The organism is Pseudomonas sp. TE6283, from assembly GCF_054060555.1.
In genome coordinates this window covers 307992-326117 of record NZ_JBSSDH010000003.1, presented here as the reverse complement: position 1 = coordinate 326117, position 18126 = coordinate 307992, and the positions used below count along the sequence as shown (strand labels likewise).

General features: G+C 66.1%; 19 protein-coding genes and 2 tRNA genes. 13 read left to right on the top strand and 8 right to left on the bottom strand.

Annotated features, from left to right (window positions below; translation table 11 throughout):
- Nucleotides 1–94 precede the first annotated feature (94 nt).
- Nucleotides 95–171 (bottom strand) — tRNA-Asp (locus tag ACVWZ5_RS06995).
- Nucleotides 172–184: 13 nt separating this feature from the next.
- Nucleotides 185–260 (bottom strand) — tRNA-Val (locus tag ACVWZ5_RS06990).
- 216 nt (nt 261–476) lie between these two features.
- On the opposite strand from ACVWZ5_RS06990, the gene rdgC reads away from it, so the two are divergent.
- On the top strand, nt 477–1397 hold the full coding sequence (gene rdgC, locus ACVWZ5_RS06985; RefSeq protein ID WP_028690157.1) for a recombination-associated protein RdgC: 921 nt from the start codon (nt 477–479) through the stop codon (nt 1395–1397).
- A gap of 3 nt (nt 1398–1400) precedes the next feature.
- Here the strand turns inward: rdgC and ACVWZ5_RS06980 are convergent, their stop codons facing one another.
- Together ACVWZ5_RS06980 and ACVWZ5_RS06975 are read right to left on the bottom strand one after the other, a co-directional pair.
- Nucleotides 1401–1853, bottom strand: a complete 453-nt coding sequence (locus ACVWZ5_RS06980; RefSeq protein ID WP_062572995.1) for a protein YgfX — start codon at nt 1851–1853, stop codon at nt 1401–1403.
- Nucleotides 1837–2091: an FAD assembly factor SdhE gene (locus ACVWZ5_RS06975; protein ID WP_028690159.1), complete on the bottom strand. Its 255-nt coding sequence runs from the start codon at nt 2089–2091 to the stop codon at nt 1837–1839. The genes ACVWZ5_RS06980 and ACVWZ5_RS06975 overlap by 17 nt, the downstream gene beginning before the upstream one ends.
- A 133-nt stretch (nt 2092–2224) precedes the next feature.
- Between ACVWZ5_RS06975 and ygfZ the strand changes: the two genes are divergently transcribed.
- The gene (gene ygfZ, locus ACVWZ5_RS06970; RefSeq protein WP_062572994.1) at nt 2225–3166 is read left to right on the top strand and encodes a CAF17-like 4Fe-4S cluster assembly/insertion protein YgfZ; all 942 of its coding nucleotides are present in this window, start codon (nt 2225–2227) and stop codon (nt 3164–3166) included.
- A gap of 55 nt (nt 3167–3221) precedes the next feature.
- Nucleotides 3222–4028, top strand: coding sequence for an HDOD domain-containing protein (locus ACVWZ5_RS06965; RefSeq protein WP_028690161.1), 807 nt, complete (start codon nt 3222–3224; stop codon nt 4026–4028).
- 23 nt (nt 4029–4051) lie between these two features.
- Here ACVWZ5_RS06965 and ACVWZ5_RS06960 read toward each other — a convergent pair whose 3' ends face one another.
- Both ACVWZ5_RS06960 and ACVWZ5_RS06955 read right to left on the bottom strand, forming a co-directional pair.
- Nucleotides 4052–5431: a sensor histidine kinase gene (locus ACVWZ5_RS06960; protein ID WP_096048587.1), complete on the bottom strand. Its 1380-nt coding sequence runs from the start codon at nt 5429–5431 to the stop codon at nt 4052–4054.
- Complete coding sequence (locus ACVWZ5_RS06955; RefSeq protein WP_028690163.1) at nt 5424–6095, bottom strand: response regulator; 672 nt, start codon at nt 6093–6095, stop codon at nt 5424–5426. Before ACVWZ5_RS06955 ends, ACVWZ5_RS06960 begins: the two co-directional genes overlap by 8 nt.
- A 199-nt stretch (nt 6096–6294) precedes the next feature.
- Between ACVWZ5_RS06955 and ACVWZ5_RS06950 the strand changes: the two genes are divergently transcribed.
- The 5 genes from ACVWZ5_RS06950 (at nt 6295) to ACVWZ5_RS06930 (ending at nt 11760) form a co-directional block, all read left to right on the top strand.
- Nucleotides 6295–7584 (top strand): OprD family porin, encoded by a 1290-nt coding sequence (locus ACVWZ5_RS06950; RefSeq protein WP_062572992.1) that lies wholly within the window; start codon nt 6295–6297, stop codon nt 7582–7584.
- Between the two features lie 31 nt (nt 7585–7615).
- The gene (locus tag ACVWZ5_RS06945) at nt 7616–8596 is read left to right on the top strand and encodes a Bug family tripartite tricarboxylate transporter substrate binding protein (protein WP_028690165.1); all 981 of its coding nucleotides are present in this window, start codon (nt 7616–7618) and stop codon (nt 8594–8596) included.
- Nucleotides 8597–8765: 169 nt separating this feature from the next.
- Complete coding sequence (locus tag ACVWZ5_RS06940) at nt 8766–9224, top strand: tripartite tricarboxylate transporter TctB family protein (RefSeq protein ID WP_457340492.1); 459 nt, start codon at nt 8766–8768, stop codon at nt 9222–9224.
- A gap of 3 nt (nt 9225–9227) precedes the next feature.
- Nucleotides 9228–10742, top strand: a complete 1515-nt coding sequence (locus ACVWZ5_RS06935; protein ID WP_050703959.1) for a tripartite tricarboxylate transporter permease — start codon at nt 9228–9230, stop codon at nt 10740–10742.
- Nucleotides 10735–11760, top strand: coding sequence for an AbrB family transcriptional regulator (locus tag ACVWZ5_RS06930; RefSeq protein ID WP_062572991.1), 1026 nt, complete (start codon nt 10735–10737; stop codon nt 11758–11760). Before ACVWZ5_RS06935 ends, ACVWZ5_RS06930 begins: the two co-directional genes overlap by 8 nt.
- Nucleotides 11761–11796: 36 nt before the next feature.
- Here ACVWZ5_RS06930 and ung read toward each other — a convergent pair whose 3' ends face one another.
- Complete coding sequence (gene ung / locus ACVWZ5_RS06925) at nt 11797–12489, bottom strand: uracil-DNA glycosylase (protein WP_062572990.1); 693 nt, start codon at nt 12487–12489, stop codon at nt 11797–11799.
- Between the two features lie 128 nt (nt 12490–12617).
- On the opposite strand from ung, the gene ACVWZ5_RS06920 reads away from it, so the two are divergent.
- Nucleotides 12618–13724, top strand: a complete 1107-nt coding sequence (locus ACVWZ5_RS06920; RefSeq protein ID WP_084941902.1) for an enoyl-CoA hydratase/isomerase family protein — start codon at nt 12618–12620, stop codon at nt 13722–13724.
- A 13-nt stretch (nt 13725–13737) separates the two neighbouring features.
- On the opposite strand, the gene ACVWZ5_RS06915 is transcribed toward ACVWZ5_RS06920, so the two are convergent.
- Complete coding sequence (locus tag ACVWZ5_RS06915; protein ID WP_457340491.1) at nt 13738–14175, bottom strand: hypothetical protein; 438 nt, start codon at nt 14173–14175, stop codon at nt 13738–13740.
- Nucleotides 14176–14387: 212 nt separating this feature from the next.
- Here ACVWZ5_RS06915 and ACVWZ5_RS06910 point away from each other — a divergent pair, with 212 nt between their 5' ends.
- The 4 genes from ACVWZ5_RS06910 to ACVWZ5_RS06895 all read left to right on the top strand — a co-directional run bounded on the left by ACVWZ5_RS06910 (nt 14388) and on the right by ACVWZ5_RS06895 (nt 18083).
- A complete protein-coding gene (locus ACVWZ5_RS06910; protein ID WP_062572987.1) occupies nt 14388–15878 on the top strand; it encodes a sensor domain-containing diguanylate cyclase in 1491 nt (496 codons plus the stop codon).
- Nucleotides 15871–16092, top strand: coding sequence for a cysteine-rich CWC family protein (locus ACVWZ5_RS06905; protein WP_062572986.1), 222 nt, complete (start codon nt 15871–15873; stop codon nt 16090–16092). Before ACVWZ5_RS06910 ends, ACVWZ5_RS06905 begins: the two co-directional genes overlap by 8 nt.
- A gap of 34 nt (nt 16093–16126) precedes the next feature.
- Nucleotides 16127–16819 carry a 16S rRNA pseudouridine(516) synthase gene (locus ACVWZ5_RS06900; RefSeq protein ID WP_062364144.1) on the top strand — a complete coding sequence of 231 codons (693 nt, stop codon included), beginning with the start codon at nt 16127–16129 and terminating at the stop codon, nt 16817–16819.
- A gap of 379 nt (nt 16820–17198) precedes the next feature.
- Nucleotides 17199–18083: an alpha/beta fold hydrolase gene (locus ACVWZ5_RS06895; RefSeq protein WP_062572985.1), complete on the top strand. Its 885-nt coding sequence runs from the start codon at nt 17199–17201 to the stop codon at nt 18081–18083.
- Nucleotides 18084–18126 lie beyond the last annotated feature (43 nt).

Genomic DNA, 18126 nt, shown 5'->3' with positions numbered 1-18126 from the left:
GGCATTCTGGCGTAATCCCAGAAACAAAAAAAGCGACCCTAAGGTCGCTTTCTCTGTTGCTTCCGGGTGTTCAGTGGGCCCTGGAAGCTAAATATGGCGCGGCGGACGGGACTCGAACCCGCGACCCCCGGCGTGACAGGCCGGTATTCTAACCGACTGAACTACCGCCGCGCTATACATCGAGTGGTGGGTGATGACGGGATCGAACCGCCGACCCTCTGCTTGTAAGGCAGATGCTCTCCCGGCTGAGCTAATCACCCTTCGTCTCGGTGTGGCGCGCATTCTACGGAGGACCTCCTACCCTGGCAAGCACTTTTTTCAAAATTTTTGAAAAAAATTTCCAGGCCTTTCAAAGACCTAGCCGCGCCGCGATTTTCTTCCTCCATATAGCTCTGCTGGCCCTATGACAGGGTTGGCCTGGAAGCGCCCCTCGGAGAATAATGCCCGCCTTATGTATTAAGGAGAGATTCCCCCTCATGTGGTTCAAGAACCTGCTGTCCTATCGCCTGACCCAGGAAGTACCGTTCGAGGCCGAGGCCCTGGAGGCCGCCCTGGCCAGCAAGCCGGCCCGCCCCTGCGCCAGCCAGGAACTGACCACCTACGGTTTCGTCGCGCCGTTCGGCAAGGGCGAGGACGCGCCCCTGGTCCACGTCAGTGGCGAGTTCATGCTGATCGCTGCACGCAAGGAAGAACGCATCCTGCCCAGCAGCGTGGTCAACGACGCGGTCAAGGAGAAGGTCGAGGAGATCGAGACCGAGCAGATGCGCAAGGTCTATAAAAAGGAACGCGACCAGATCAAGGACGAGATCATCCAGGCCTTCCTGCCGCGCGCCTTCATCCGTCGCTCGATGATCTTCGCCGCCATCGCCCCACGCCTGGGCATGATCCTGGTCAATTCGGCCAGCGCCAAGCGCGCCGAAGACCTGCTGTCGACCCTGCGTGAAGTGATCGGCTCGCTGCCGGTGCGCCCGGCCACCGTGAAGATCGCGCCGAGCGCGACCATGACCGACTGGGTCAAGTCGCAGCAGGCCGCCGAGGGCTTCTTCGTCCTCGACGAGTGCGAGCTGCGCGACACGGCCGAGGACGGCGGCATCGTGCGCTGCAAACGCCAGGACCTGACCAGCGAAGAGATCCAGTTGCACCTGAGCACCGGCAAGCTGGTCACCCAGCTGGCCCTGGCCTGGCAGGACAAGCTGTCGTTCGTGCTCGACGACAAGATGGTGATCAAGCGCCTGAAGTTCGAGGAGCTGCTGCAGGAGCAGGCCGAACAGGATGGCGGCGACGAGGCCCAGCAACAGTTCGACGCCAGCTTCCAGCTGATGATGATGACCTTCACCGAGTTCCTGCCGGTGCTGTTCGAAGCCCTGGGCGGCGAAGAGATCCCGCAGGGGGTGTGAGGGTCAGGCCGGCGCGGCCCAGCGGCGCCGGCTGAACTTCAGGCGCACCCGCAATCGCCGGTGCGCCTCACGATCCAGTGCGTCCCCGGGGATGCACTGGCTCTGGCTGAACCTGCGCCCCTTGCGCACGAACCGCAACACCACCATGGCCGGCAGGGCGACGCTGTCTCGGCACAGCCGCGCCGGCTGCCAGCCCTGGGCGCGGCTATAAAGGTGCCAACCACGCCGGTCACGGCGCAGGCCGGTGATGGCCTCGGGGTGGGTCAGCAGGAGGCGCCGGGGGATAACCCAGCAGGCGTGGGCAAGACAGACGACGGCCAACAGGCCGAGCAGCCACCCGGGCAGCGCCATCAGCGCGAGGGTAAGCAGTGCCAGCGCCAGGCTGGCGAGGTAGGCCGTCAGCAGCAGGCGCGAGCCTTGCCAACGGCACTCGAAAACTTCACTTGGGCTGGACACGGTCCAGGATGATGCGGACCATACGCTGCAGCTCCGGATCCTCGGACTCGCTGCGCTCCATGAACCAGCCGAACATGTCCTGATCCTCGCAGGTCAGCAGGCGACGGTACAGCTCGCGGTCGGCTTCGCTCAGGCTTGGGTAGACCTCCTGGGTGAAAGGGACCAGCAGCACGTCCAGTTCCAGCATGCCGCGACGGCTGTGCCAGAAAAGCCGGTTGAGTTCAGTTTGTTCGACCATGGGGCCCTCCTCGAGTGGTCGCGCAGTATACCGCGCAGCGAACGAAGCGGCACAAGGCGTTGGTCTAGTCACCTACCTATTTTGTTACCGGCGTTCTATGATGGCCGCCAGTCTTTAGCTACCGCGATGACCCATGGCCGATTCCGCTTTCTTCTGTACCCTCTCCCATGAGGGCATCCTCGCCGTCCGCGGCTCCGACGCCGGCAAGTTCCTGCAAGGTCAGCTGACCTGCAACATCGGTTACCTCAGCGACGAGCACGCGAGCCTTGGCGCCCGCTGCATGGTCAAGGGGCGCATGCAGTCGAGCTTCCGTATCCTGCCCGAGGGCAATGGCTATCTGTTGGCCATGGCCAGCGAGCTGCTCGAGGCGCAACTGGCCGACCTGAAGAAATACGCGGTGTTCTCCAAGGCCACGCTGAGTGACGACAGCGCCGCCTGGACGCGCTTCGGCCTGCAGCAGGGCGACGCCGCCCTGCAGGCGCTGGGCCTGTCCGTGGCGGAAGAGGCCGGCGCGACCGCCCGTCATGCGGGTCTGATCGCCGTCCGCGCTTCGGCAGGCCGTGTCGAACTGTGGGCGCCTGCCGAGCAGGCCGCGGCCGTTACCCAGAAACTGGCCGCCTCGCTGCCCGAGGGCACGCTCAACGACTGGCTGCTGGGCCAGGTCCGCGCCGGCATCGGCCAGGTCATGGGCCCGACCCGCGAGCTGTTCATCCCGCAGATGATCAACCTGCAGGCCGTCGATGGCGTGAGCTTCAAGAAAGGTTGCTACACCGGCCAGGAAATCGTCGCCCGCATGCAGTACCTGGGCAAGCTCAAGCGCCGGCAATATCGCCTGGCGCTGGCCGAGACAGCGGTACCCCAGCCGGGCGCCGAGATCTTCTCGCCGACCCACGGCTCGTCGGTCGGCGAAGTGGTGATCGGGGCCAGCACCGGCAGCGCCGTCGAACTGCTGGCCGTGCTCAGCGCCGAGGCGGTGGCGGACGACAACCTGCACCTGGGCAGCCTCGAAGGCCCGCGCCTGTCGCTGCTCGACCTGCCTTACGAACTGGACCGCGACCGGGAAATCCAGCGCTGACCAGCCCGCCCCGGCGGCATGCCGGGGCTGCACCACCTTTGCCGTAGAGAAGTCCATGAACAAGCTGGCCGAGAAGGTCCAAGCGCAACTGCTCGCCGCCATCGACCGGGACGACCTGGTCCTGCCGACGCTGCCGGAAGTCGCCCTGAGCATCCGCGAAGCCGCCGAAGACAGCGAGATCAGCGTTTCCGCCCTGAGCAAGGTGATCGGTCGCGACGCCGCGCTGTCGGCCCGCCTGATCAAGGTGGTGAACAGCCCGCTGATGCGCGCTGCCGTCGAAGTCACCGACCTGCACACCGCCATCACCCGCCTGGGCATCAACTACAGCTGCAACCTGGCCATCGGCCTGGTGATCGAGCAGATCTTCCATGCCCGCGCGCCGGCGGTGGAACACAAGCTGCGGGATATCTGGGCCAACAGCCTGGAAGTCGCGGGTATCAGCTATGAACTGTGCCGCCGCTACACCCAGCTCAAGCCCGACCAGGCCACCCTCGGCGGCCTGGTGCACCAGATCGGCGCCCTGCCGGTGCTGATCTATGCCGAGGAGCACAACGAGCTGCTGTCCGACCCGATCTGCCTGCATTTCGTCATCGAGCAGATCCAGCCGGTACTGGGCGACAAGATCCTCAGTGCCTGGGAATTTCCCGAGCAGTTGGTCAACGTGCCCAGCCAGGTGCAGGACCTGGACCGGCGCACCGACCAGATCGACTACATCGACATCGTGCAGATCGCCCGCTGCATCAGCCAGCGCGAGCGCAGCCGACCGCTGGCCGCCCTGCCCGCCTACCGCCACCTGGGCCTGCCCTACGGCACCGAGCTGGATATCACCGAGCTGCTGGATGCGCGGGGCATGCTGCGCTGAATCGACAGGCCCCACGATGACCTTCAGTCCGCGATAAAACTCACCCGCACCTTCAGCCCGCCCCGCTCGCCGTCGTGCAGGCTGATCTGCGCCAGATGCGCCCGGCAGATCTCGCCGACGATCGCCAACCCCAGGCCGCTGCCCTGGGCGCTGCGCCGGTAGAAGCGCTCGAACACCCGCTCACGCTCATCCTCGGGAATCCCAGGCCCGTCGTCCTCGACTTCGAGCACGGCCGGCGCCAGTACCCGCAGGACCACATCGCCACCGGGCGGGGTGTGGGCCAGGGCGTTGTCCACCAGGTTGCTGAGCAGTTCGTTGAGCAGGGTCGGCTCGCCCTTGAGCCACACCGGCGCCTCGGCCTCCAGCGCCAAGGCGACGCCGCGGGCATGGGCCAGGGGCGCCATGGCCATGCCCAGTTCACGGGCCAGCTGGCTCAGGTCCAGGCGCTGGGCGCCGCCCTCGGCGATGGCGCGGGCGCCGTTCTCCACCCGCGCCAACGACAGCAATTGGTTGGCCAGGTGGGTGAGCCGGTCCGTGCCCTGGGCGGCGGCTTCGAGGGTCTTGCGCCATTCGTCTGGCTCCCGTGAGCGCAGGCCCAGTTCCACCCGCGCCTTTAGCGCCGCCAGCGGCGTGCGCAGTTCGTGGGCGGCGTCGGCGATGAACTGCGCCTGGCGTTCGAACTGGCCCCGCAAGCGCTCGGTGAAGTGATTGAGCCCGCGCACCAGCGGCCCCAGTTCACGCTGCACCTGGACCACCGGCAGGGCGCGCAGGTCGTCCGGCTGGCGCTCCTCCACCGCCGTGCGCAAGCGCTCCAGCGGGCGCAGCGCGGCACTCACCGCGAACCACACCATCACCAGCGCGCCGAAGGCCAGCATGCCCAGGCGCAGCAGGGTGTCGGCCATCAATCCGCGGGCCATGCGCACCCGCGCCTCCTCGGTCTCGGCCACGCGGATCTCGGCCATGCCGTTCATGTTCGGTTCGCTCACCGCCTTGAGCAGGCTGACCACGCGCACGTCCTGGCCCAGGTAGGTGGCGTTGTAGAAGCGTGCCAGCGCCGGATAGTCGTCGGTGCGCGGCGTGCCCGGTGGTGGGGGCGGCAGATTCTCGTAGCCGGAAATCAGCTTCTGGTGGATGTCCAGCACCTGGTAGTAGATGCGCCCGGCGCTGTCGTAGGCGAACGTATCCAGGGCCACATAGGGCACGTCGGCGCTGAGGGTGCCGTCGCGCTGCGACAGGCCGGCGGCGATGGTCCGCGCCGACGCCAGCAGGGTCCGGTCATAGGCGGTGTCGGCGGCTTCGCGGCCGTTCCAGTAGGCGCTCAGGCCGCTGGCCAGCATCAGCACCACCAGCAGCAGCGCCAGGTTGCCCAGCAAGCGCCCGCGCAGGCTGCCGTTGTCACGCATCGCGGTGCTCGAGCAGATAGCCCAGGCCACGGAAGGTGACGATGGCCACCGGGTGGCCGTCGAGCTTCTTGCGCAGGCGGTGGATGTAGATCTCGATGGCATCGGGGCTGGCCTCTTCGTCGAGGCCGAACACCTGGGCCGCCAGCTGTTCCTTGCTCATCACCCGACCAGGGCGGGCGATCAGCGCCTCGAGCACGCTCTGCTCGCGCTGGGTCAAGGTCAGCGGCTCGCTGCCCAGGCTGAAGCGCCGGGTATCCAGGTCGTAGACCAGCGGGCCGCAGCGCTGCTGGCGCTCACCACCAAGCACGCTGCGGCGCAGCAGGGCCTTGACCCTCGCCTCCAGTTCGGTCAGCTCGAAAGGCTTGGCCAGGTAGTCGTCGGCGCCGAGGTTCAGGCCGTGCACGCGGTCCTTCACATCGCTGCGGGCGGTGAGCATCAGCACCGGCAGGGTCTTGCCGCGCCCGCGCAGGCGCGCCAGCACCTCGAAACCGTCCAGCCGCGGCAGGCCGACATCCAGCACCGCCACGGCGTAGTCCTCGCTGGCCAAGGCCAGGTCGGCGGCCACGCCGTCATGCAGCACATCCACGGTCAGGCCCTGGCTCTTGAGGGCCTGGGCCACGCTTTCGGCCAGTTGCAGATGGTCTTCGACCAGCAGCACACGCATCGGATTCTCCCTGTTCAGCTGGGCTTTTTGCGCGGAGTGTAACCCCGTGGCGGGTGCTGTGAAGCCCTCGCCGGAAACCTTTCACGCTGAAAGGTTAGCGAAAGGTTGGTTGCCTAGCATCGCACCACGGTCGCCCCGTGCGCCGCAAAAAGCACCAGCAAGGTGCAACACATAAGAACAATAAATGGAGTCACCGACGATGCTGTCCATGCAGCCGCAGGCGTTCGCGCCTATCCGTTCGTTCGCCGCCCGACCTTCCGCCCTCGCCAGCGCCGTCGCCCTTGCCGGTGTCGCGCCCATCAGCCAGGCCGCCTTCTTCGAAGACAGCACGGCCACCTTCGAAACCCGCAACATGTACTTCAACCGCGACTTCCGCGACGGCACCAGCGCGCAGCAATCCAAGCGCGACGAATGGGCCCAGGGGTTCATGCTCAATTTCGAGTCCGGCTACACCGAGGGCACCGTGGGCTTCGGCCTGGACGCGCTGGGCATGGTCGGGGTCAAGCTCGACTCCAGCAAGGACCGCACGGGCACGGGCCTGCTGCCCACCCACGACGACGGCAAGGCCGCCGACGAGTACTCCAAGCTGGGCCTCACCGGCAAGGTCAAGGTCTCGCAGACCGAGCTGAAGATCGGCACGCTGATCCCCGAACTGCCGACCCTGCAGCCCAACGACGGGCGCATCCTGCCGCAGACCTTCGAAGGCGGCCTGGTCACCTCGAAGGAGATCAAGGGCCTGACCTTCACCGGCGGGCGCCTGGAAAAGGCCAAGGACCGCGACGACAGCAACTGGGAAGACCTGGCCCTGAACAACAAGAACGGCCGCTTCGGCGGCACCTTCAGCGCCGACAACTTCGACATGGGCGGCCTGGACTACCAGTTCACCGATCGCATCACCGGCAGCTACCACTTCGCCCAGCTCGACGACATCTACCGCCAGCACTTCATCGGCCTGCTCGCCACCCAGCCCTGGGGCCCTGGCACCTTCGGCGCCGACCTGCGCCTGGCGATCAGCGACGACGCCGGCGCGGCCAAGGCCGGCAAGATCGACAACACCACCGTCAACGGCATGCTCAGCTATACCCTGGGCGGGCACAAGGTCAGCGGCGCCTGGCAGCAGCTGTCCGGCGACAGCGCCTTCCCCTACGTCGATGGCGCCGACCCGTACCTGGTCAACTTCGTCCAGATCAACGACTTCGCAGGCGCCGACGAACGCTCCTGGCAGGCGCGCTACGACTACAACTTCGCCGCCCTCGGTATCCCCGGCCTGACCTTCATGACCCGCTACATCAGCGGCGACAACGTCAGCCGCGCCGCCGGTGGCGAGGGCAAGGAGTGGGAACGCAACACCGAACTGAAGTACGTGGTACAAAGCGGCCCGTTGAAGAACGTCGCCGTGCGCCTGCGCAACGCCACCTTCCGCTCCAACTTCACCCGCGACGCGGACGAGGTGCGGCTGCTGGTGAGCTACAGCGTGGCCCTGTGGTAACCCATAACAACAACGCTCACGGAGATAGACGATGACCTTTTCACTGCGCCGCCTCGTCCTGGCCACCGGTTGCCTGCTGCTGGCCGGCAACGCCCTGGCCGCCGAACCGAAACGCCCCGAATGCATCGCCCCGGCCTCGCCCGGCGGCGGTTTCGACCTGACCTGCAAGCTGGTGCAGAGCGCCCTGGTCAACGAGAAGATCCTCAGCAAGCCCATGCGCGTGACCTACATGCCCGGCGGCGTCGGCGCGGTGGCCTACAACGCCGTGGTCGCCCAGCGCCCGGCCGATGCCGGCACACTGGTGGCCTGGTCCAGCGGCTCGCTGCTGAACCTGGCCCAGGGCAAGTTCGGCCGCTTCGACGAGAACGCGGTGAAATGGCTGGCCGCGGTCGGCACCAGCTATGGCGCCATCGCGGTGAAGAGCGACTCGCCCTACAAGACCCTCGACGACCTGGTCGCGGCGCTGAAGAAAGACCCGAGCAAGGTGGTGATCGGCTCCGGCGGTACCGTCGGCAGCCAGGACTGGATGCAGACCGCGCTGATCGCCAAGGCCGCCGGGATCAACCCGCGCGACCTGCGCTATGTGGCACTTGAAGGCGGTGGCGAGATCGCCACCGCGCTGCTGGGCGGGCACATCCAGGTTGGCTCCACCGACATTTCCGACTCCATGCCGCACATCCAGAGCGGCAACATGCGCATCCTCGCGGTGTTCTCCGACAAGCGCCTGGACGAACCGGAGATGAAGGACATCCCCACCGCCAAGGAGCAGGGCTACGACATCGTCTGGCCGGTGGTGCGCGGCTTCTACCTGGGGCCAAAGGTCAGCGACGAGGACTATGCCTGGTGGAAGGCTTCGTTCGACAAGCTGCTGGCGTCCGAGGACTTCGCCAAGCTGCGCGACCAGCGCGAGCTGTTCCCGTTCGCCATGACCGGCGAGGAGCTGGACGGCTATGTGAAGAAACAGGTGGCGGACTACAAGGCGCTGGCCCGTGAGTTCGGGCTGATCCAGTAAGCCTCCCCCGATCCCTGCAGGAGCGGCCTTGTGTCGCGAAAGGGCTGCGAAGCGGCCCCAGGTTCTGAGCGTCAACGCATGAATCGCTGGGCTGCTGCGCAGCCCTTTCGCGACACAAGGCCGCTTCTACAGGGGCCGCGCCGTGTCGAACATTACCGAGGATTCTCCCATGATCCTGCAACGCCTCTTCGCCCTGGTCCTGCTGGCGGTATGCGCCGCCCTGGCAGTCATGGCCTGGCCCTATCAGGCCGCCTTCTCCTATGAACCGGTCGGCCCGCGCGCCTACCCACTGCTGATGCTCGGCCTGATGAGCCTGGGCCTGCTGTACCTGGCGATCCGCCCCACGCCCATCGTACGCAAGGACGACGAACCGGAGCTGGACCGCGAGACCCTGATCAAGATCGCCGCCTGCGTCGGCCTGCTGATCGTCTTCGCCAGCACCTTCGAAGCCCTCGGCTTCATCCTCAGCGCCATCCTGGCCGGCGTGCCCATGGCCCGCCTTTACGGTGGCCGCTGGCTGCACAGCGCCCTCGTGGTGGTCGGCATGAGCCTGTTCCTCTACTGGCTGTTCGACCGCTTGATGGACGTGCCCCTGCCCCTCGGCCTGCTCGACGTACTGGAGAACTGACATATGGATACCTTGAGCTACCTGGGCCAGGGCTTCGGCGTCGCCCTGAGCCCGTACAACCTGGTCACCGCCCTGACCGGCACCCTGATCGGCACCGTGGTTGGGCTGCTGCCGGGCCTGGGCCCGATCAACGGCGTGGCCCTGCTGATCCCCATCGCCTTCGCCCTCGGCCTGCCACCTGAGTCGGCGCTGATCCTGCTGGCCGCGGTATACCTGGGTTGCGAATACGGCGGGCGGATCAGCTCGATCCTGCTGAACATCCCCGGCGAAGCCTCCACCGTGATGACTACCCTCGACGGTTATCCGATGGCTCGCCAGGGGCTGGCCGGCGTGGCCCTGTCGCTGTCGGCCTGGAGTTCGTTCATCGGCGCTTTCATCGCCACCTGCGGCATGGTGCTGTTCGCCCCGCTGCTGGCGAAATGGGCGATAGCCTTCGGGCCGGCGGAGTACTTCGTGCTGATGGTGTTCGCCATCGTCGCCCTCGGCGGCATGGCCGGCGACAAGCCGCTGAAAACCTTTATCGCCGCGCTGATCGGCCTGTTCCTCTCGGCGGTGGGCATCGACGCCAACAGCGGCGTGTACCGCTTCACCGGCGACAGCGTGCACCTGGCCGATGGCATCCAGTTCGTGGTGCTGGTGCTGGGCCTGTTCTCCATCAGCGAGATCCTCCTGTTGCTGGAAAAGACCCACCACGGCCACGTGGCGGTCAAGGCCACCGGGCGCATGCTGTTCAACCTCAAGGAAGCGGCCTCGGTGTTCTTCGTCAACATCCGTTGCGGCCTGCTGGGCTTCTTCATGGGCGTGTTGCCGGGTGCCGGCGCGACCCTGGCCAGTGCCGTCGCCTACATGACCGAAAAACGCATCGCCGGCGACAAAGGCAAGTTCGGCAAGGGCGACGCCCGTGGCCTGGCCGCGCCGGAAACCGCCATCGGCGCCTCCTGCTGCGGCGCCCTGGTGCCGATGCTGACCCTCGGCGTGCCCGGCTCGGGTACCACCGCAGTGATGATCGGCGCGCTGACCCTGTACAACATCACCCCCGGCCCGCTGCTGTTCGAGCAACAGCCGGACATCGTCTGGGGGCTGATCGCCTCGCTGTTCATCGCCAACCTCATGCTGATCATCCTCAACGTGCCGATGATCCGTGTGTTCACCCGCATCCTCGCCGTGCCGAACTGGGCGCTGGTGCCGGTGATCGCGATCATCACCGCGATCGGCGTGTACGCGGTGCATGCCACCACCTTCGACCTGTTCCTGATGGTCGGTATCGGCATCATGGGCTACATCCTGCGCAAGCTGGACTTCCCGCTGTCGCCGATCCTGCTGGGCTTCATCCTCGGCGGGCTGATGGAACAGAACCTGCGCCGCGCGCTGTCGATCTCCAACGGTGAACTGGGCATCCTCTGGTCGAGCCCGATCAGCATGGGTGTGTGGGTGCTGGTGGTGTGCATGCTGAGCCTGCCGCTGCTGCGCATCTGGCGCAAGCGTGCCCTGCAGCGCCGGGCCATGGCCGATGCCTGATCGGCCGTTGCCACTGTTCTGGGCCACTGGGCTGGTCGGTCTTGCCGGCGGATTTCTCGCCAGCAAGGTCGGCTGGCCCTTGCCGTGGATGGTCGGCTCGTTGCTGGCGATCATCCTGGTGCGCTGCCTGACTCCCTGGCAACTCAGTGAAATCCCTAATGGTCGCAAATGCGGGCAATGGATCATCGGCATCGGCATCGGCCTGCACTTCACCCCGGCGGTGATCGAACAGGTGGCCAGCCACTTCGCGCTGATCTTCTTCGGCGCGCTGTTCACCACCCTCTCCAGCGTGATCAGCGTGTGGCTGTTGCGGCGCACCGGTGAGGACCGCGCCACGGCGTTCTTCGCCAGCATGCCGGGCGGTTCGGGCGAGATGGTCAACCTCGGCGCGCGCAACGGCGCGGTGCTCAGCCAGGTGGCCGCGGCGCAGAGCCTGCGGGTGCTGGCGGTGGTGCTGTGCGTGCCGGCGCTGTTCAAGTTGCTGCTTGGCGATGGCGTGCCCCTGAACCATGCCGGCAGCGTGAGCTGGGGCTGGCTGGTATTGATCGCGCCGCTGGGGGTGCTGGTGGCACTGCTCTGGCAGCGTCTGCGCCAGCCCAACCCCTGGTTGTTCGGGCCGTTGCTGGTGGCAGCCAGCGTGAGCCTGGCGGGCAACCTGCAGATCGGCCTGCCCAACGGCGCCAGCCAGATCGGCCAGTGGTTGATCGGCAGCGGCCTGGCCTGTCACTTCAACCGCGCATTCTTCCGCCGGGCGCCGTCTTTCCTTGCCCGGACATTGCTGGCCACGGCACTGTGCATGCTGATCGCCGCAGGCGCGGCCTGGGCGTTGAGCCTGCTGACGCACCTGGACCTGCGCTCGCTGACGCTGGGGATGATGCCCGGGGGCATCGCCGAGATGAGCCTGACGGCGGAGACCCTGCAACTGTCCGTGCCGCTGGTGACGGCGCTGCAGGTGATGAGGCTGTTGTTCGTGCTGTTCCTGGCCGAGCCGTTGTTCAGGCGCTGGGCCAGGACATGAAATCAAAGGGCCGCGAAGCGGCCCTATGATTTCATGTCACAACGGCGGCAACGCCCAATCGATCGGCGCCATCCCGCGTTGCTCCAGGAAGCTGTTGGTACGGCTGAAATGCCCGCAACCAAAGAACCCACGGTAAGCCGACAGCGGCGAGGGATGCACCGACTTGAGCACCAGGTGCTTGCTGGCATCGATCAGCTTCTGCTTGCTCTGCGCATGGGAGCCCCACAGCAGGAACACCACGTTCGGGCACTGCTCGCTGACCACCTGGATGATCCGGTCGGTGAAGAACTCCCAACCTTTCTTCGCGTGGGAAGCGGCATTGGCGCGCTCCACGGTCATGGTGGTGTTGAGCAGCAGCACGCCCTGCTCGGCCCAGCTCTGCAGATAGCCATGCGCGGGGATCGGCAGGTTGAGATCGCGCTGCAGCTCCTTGTAGATATTGACCAGCGATGGCGGCGTGGGGATGCCCGGCTGCACCGAGAAGCACAGGCCATGGGCCTGGCCGGGACCGTGGTAGGGGTCCTGGCCGAGGATGACCACCTTGACCTGCTCGAGCGGCGTTGAATTCAGGGCGTTGAAGATCAGCGGTCCGGGCGGGTAGATCTCCTTGCCGGCGGCGTACTCCGCCCGCAGGAACTCGCGCAATTGCTGCATGTAGGGCTGGTCGAACTCCGCGCGCAGCGCGGCTTTCCAGCTGGGTTCGAGTTTGATGCGATCGTCGTCGGTCATGGGGGCATCCAAAAGCAAAGTGCCGCGACACTAGGAAAGCCGGGCCGGCTTGTCAATCGATCCGACCGACGACCGGCAGCTTCGCCGCAGCAGGCCATACTGAGGGGATGACCTGCGCGAGGTAGTCCATGTCCATTCAATGCGAGGTACTGACCGGCGCCGACGGCGCCCGTATCGGCATCGCCACCCTGGATGCGCCCAAGGCGCTCAACGCCCTGACGCTGCCCATGATCGAGGTGCTCGACGAACGGCTGCGCGCCTGGGCCAGCGATCCAGGGATCGTCTGCGTGCTGCTGCGCGGCAACGGGTCGAAGGCCTTCTGTGCCGGCGGCGATGTCCGCGCCCTGGTCGAGGCCTGCCGCGAACACCCCGGCAGCGTGCCGCCGCTGGCCGCTGCGTTTTTCGCCAGCGAGTACCGCCTCGACCACCGCCTGCATACCTACCCCAAACCCTTGTTGTGCTGGGGCCACGGCCATGTGCTGGGCGGCGGCATGGGCCTGCTGCAAGGCGCCGCGGTGCGTATCGTCACCCCCAGTAGCCGCCTGGCCATGCCGGAAATCAGCATCGGCCTGTACCCGGACGTCGGCGCCAGCTGGTTCCTCGCCCGACTGCCGGGCAAGCTCGGCCTGTTCCTGGGGCTCACCGGCGCCCCGCTCAATGCCCGTGACGCACTGGACCTGAACCTGGCCGATCGCTTCCTGGGCGAGCACCAGCAGGAGGCGCTGATCGAGGAACTGCTGCAATTGAACTGGCAGGAGCAGACCACCCTGCAGCTCAACAGCCTGCTCAAGGCCGAGCAGCACCGCGCCTGCGCCGAACTGCCGCAAGGCCAGTGGCTGGCGCGCCGCGCCGTGATCGACGAAGTGCTCGACGTGGCCGACCCGGTAGCGGCCTGGCGGGCCCTGGCCGGCCTGGCCACGCACGCCGATCCCGTGCTGGCGGCGGCCGGCCAACGCCTGCACGAGGGCTGCCCGCTGACGGCGCACCTGGTGTGGGAGCAGATCCGTCGGGCGCGGCACCTTTCGCTGGCGCAGGTATTCCAGATGGAATACACCCTGAGCCTGAACTGCTGCCGTCACCCGGAGTTCAGCGAGGGGGTGCGCGCCCGTCTGTTGGACAAGGACAACACCCCGCACTGGCACTGGCCGGATGTGGCGCAGGTGCCGGCGGCGGTGGTGGAGGCGCATTTCAGCAAGGTCTGGGAGGGGCGGCATCCGTTGGCGGAACTGGGATGACGTCAGTGCCCTGTCACCGCGACCAGCCCCGCTCGCCACCCCGGCCCCCATCGGGTCGACGGTCACGGTTGCCCTGCCCGTTGGAGTGCCAGCGATCGCCCCGACGGTCGTCATTGCGGTAGTCGTGGCGGTCGCGATCCCGCCCGTAGTCGTAGCGCTGGCGGTTGCCGTAGTCGTAACGCGGATTACCGTGCCAGCGCGGTTGCATGCCAGGCGCCGGATAAGGGCGGTACTGTGGCACCGGCGCCGGCCTGTAGTAACGCGGCGCAGGCTGGTAGTAAGAGCGGGTCTGCGGTACCACGTAATAGCGGTCCTGGCGGTAATAGCCTGGGTAAACGTAGCGATCGCTGGTGTAGTAGTCGCTGCGGTAGTAGCCACCGCTCTCGTAGTAAGGGGCGCAGGCGGAGGTCAGCAGTCCGAGCAGGACGACGAGCAGGATTCGTGGGTACATGGCGGCCTCCTGGACCGCAGGGATGCCCGGCACAGCGACGCTGGCGGGCGTCGACGACAAGCAGTTGGTCGACACAGGATAAGACCGTGGCAACTGGATTGAGTGCCATTTGCGCAACAAATTGAAACAGGTCCTATAACCCTGAAAAACATGCAGTCATTTTCCGGTCATCTCACTAGAATGTGGCCACCGGCACACTTCACGGGAAGATCATGCCTTCGCCTTCCGCCCTGTTCTCGCAACGCTCGCTGATCATCGCCCTGCTGCTGTTGCTGGCCGGCGGCTTCCTGGCCACCTCGCTGCTCGGCTACTACGCCTCGCGCGGGGCGATCCGCGACGGCATCGTCAACACCGAGCTGCCGCTGACCTCCGACACCGTCTACTCCGAGATCCAGAAAGACCTGATCCGCCCGGTGCTGATCGCCTCGATGATGGCCCAGGACACCTTCCTGCGCGACTGGGTGCTGGCCGGCGAGCAGGACACCGGGCGCATCACCCGCTACCTGGGCGCCGTGATGGGCAGTCAGGCCACCTGCACCAGCTTCTTCGTCTCCGACCGCAGCCTCACCTACTACCAGGCCAAGGGCGTGCTCAAGCAGGTGCGGGCCGACGCCTGGCGCGACGCCTGGTACTTCCGCCTGCGCCAGTCGGGCAAGCCCTATGAGATCAATGTCGATGTGGACATGGCCAACCAGGACAAACCCACCGTATTCATCAACCACCGCGTGCTCGATTATCAGCAGCGCTTCATCGGTGCCGCCGGCGTGGGCTTGAGCGTGGAGTCGGTGGTCCGCCTGATCGACGACTACCAGCGACGCTACCAGCGCTCGGTGCTGTTCACCGACGCCGGCGGAAAGGTTTTGCTGACCGGCTCCGACGGTGGCCCCCATGGCCTGCGCGCCGGCCAGCAACTGGCCGACAGCAGCCAGTGGCAGGACCTGCTGGCACGCATGCCGACACCGGCCAGCGGCAGTCACGAGTACACCGACAACGACGGCCACAGCCATTTTCTCAATGTGCGCCTGCTGCCGGAGCTGGACTGGTACCTGCTGGTGGACAAGCGCGAAACCGGCGCCCTGGACCGCATCCGTCAGTCGCTGTACCTGAACCTGGCGATCTGCGCCATGATCACCCTGGTGGTCCTGTCACTGCTCAATGCCATGATCAAGCGGCACCAGGACAACGCCGAGGCACTGGCCACCCTCGACAGCCTCACCGGCCTGCCCAATCGCCGCAGCTTCGACCTGCTGGCCGGCCAGGCGCTCATCGAAGCCCAGCGTGACAGCGCGCCGCTGGTCGCCCTGCTGATCGACCTCGACCACTTCAAGACCCTCAACGACACCCATGGCCACCTGGCCGGCGACGAAGTGCTGCGCCAGTTCGCCAATGTGCTGCAGGGCAGCCTGCGCCAGTCCGATATATTGTGCCGCTGGGGCGGCGAGGAGTTCATCGTGCTGCTGCGCGAAGCCGAAGGCCGCCAGGCCATCGAGGTGGCGGAAAAGATCCGCCGGCGCACCGAGCAACTGACCTTCAGCCACGCCGACCAGCCACTGCGCCTGACCGTGAGCATCGGGCTGTCCGCCCTGCAGCGCGACGACAGCCTGCACAGCCTGCTGACCCGCGCCGACCACGCGCTCTATCGTGCCAAACAAGGCGGACGCAACCGCGTCTGCAGCGAAATGCCCGGACCCGACCATGCCTGATCCTCAACGCTGCCCCGCCTGTGGCGCCCTCAACCAGTGCGGCCTGGCCGACCCGCGCAACGCCGCGCAAGGCTGCTGGTGCTTCGACGTGGTCATCGACCCGATGCTGATCGAGGCCCTGCCGGCCGAGCTGCGCGACAAGGCCTGCCTGTGCCCGCGCTGCGCGCAGGTGGACGCGCAGCTCAAGGCAGCGCCAGCGCGCACGATCCGCTAGACTGCGCGCCGATTTCCCGCAAGCGACCCGCCCCATGCGCCTCGACCGATTCCTCGGCAACCTGCCCTGCTACAACCGCCAGCAAGTGCGCCTGCTGCTGGCCCAGCGGCGCGTGCGCGTGGATGGCCTGCCGACCGGCGACCCGCTGCTGGAGGTGCGCGAATTCAACCGCGTCGAGGTCGACGAGCAACTGCACCAACCCGGGCGTCCAGCGCGCTACCTGATGCTGCACAAGCCCGCCGGGTGCGTCAGCGCCACCCAGGACCCGCAGCACCGCACCGTGCTCGACCTGCTGCCGGCAGCGCTGCGCGATGACCTGCACATCGCCGGACGTCTGGACTACAACACCACCGGGCTGCTGATCCTGACCAACGATGGTCAGTGGTCGCGGCGCCTGACCCAGCCACGGACCAAGCAGCCCAAGACCTATCTGGTACACACCGAGGACGAAATCGGTGCACATTACATCGATCGGTTCCGCGAAGGGTTCTACTTCGCCTTCGAAGACCTCACCACCCTGCCCGCGCAGCTGGACATCCTCGGCCCGCGCAGCGCGCGCCTGGTCATCGTCGAGGGCCGCTATCACCAGGTGAAGCGGATGTTCGGACACTTCCAGAACAAGGTCGTGGGACTGCATCGGGAAAGCATGGGGTCGATCACACTGGACCCGATATTGCATCCGGGAGAATTCAGGGCGCTGACCGCCGAGGAAATCGCCTCGGTCTGAACGAACTCGCCATTCGGCAGTTTCCTACGAAAGATTGCCTCAACGGCACTTGCGCGATCCCGGCCTCCCTGCTTGACTGCTAACTCGTCGGTCTGCATGTGACTCATCAGTCACAACCGCAGTCCAAGACGCCCTTTACCGGCCACCCGGGGTCTCGATGCCCTGGGGCACGGTAATCGCCCGCACAACAATACCGTCGTCTACAAGCGTCAAGGATCGACACAAGGGCCTACCGGTTTCAGTTCCAGGCGAATGCCTACCTGTCATAAAGCACGTGCACCCTAATGGCCTGTCCGGTCGATTCGGCGCCCAGCCCGCCTGCCGATCGCACACGCCACCAGGTGACGCGAATACCCTTTTTGCGCCAGGAGTCGATGACATGAGGCCAGAAATCGCTGTACTTGATATCCAAGGGCAGTACCGGGTTTACACGGAGTTCCATCGCGCGGAAGGCGCCGAAAAGACGATCATCCTGATCAATGGCTCATTGGCCACCACGGCGTCCTTTGCACAGACAGTGCGCAACCTGCACCCACAGTTCAACGTGGTGCTGTACGACCAGCCCTACGCCGGCAAGTCCAAACCCCACAACCGCCATGAACGGTTGCTGACCAAGGAAGCCGAGGCACACATCCTGCTCGAGCTGATTGAACACTTCCGTGCCGACCACGTGATGTCGTTCTCCTGGGGCGGCGCCTGCACCCTGCTGGCGCTGGCGCACCAGCCGCGGCTGGTGAAGAAGGCCATCGTCAGCTCGTTCTCACCGGTGATCAACGAACCGATGCGCGACTACCTGGAGCGCGGTTGCCAGTACCTGGCCGCCTGCGACCGCTACCAGGTGGGCAACCTGGTCAACGACACCATCGGCAAGCACCTGCCGTCGCTGTTCAAGCGCTTCAACTACCGGCACGTCAGCAGCCTGGACAGCCACGAGTATGCGCAGATGCACTTCCACATCAACCAGGTGCTCGACCACGACCTGGAGCGGGCACTGAAGGCCGCGCGCAACATCGACATCCCGGTGCTGTTCATCAACGGTGACCGCGACGAGTACACCACCGTGGAGGATGCCCGCCAGTTCAGCCGGCATGTGGGGCGTAGCCACTTCAGCGTGATCCGCGGCGCCGGCCACTTCCTGGACATGGAACACAAAAGCGCCTGCGAGGATACCCGCGATGCCATGCTCGGTTTCCTCAAGCCGGCCCTGCGTGAATCCCGCCAACGCTACGCACAGGAACCGGGGCAGCATGCACTGGCCATCTGAGCGCATCGGCGTCCTGTAGCCCTCGACAGCCGCAGGCTACGGG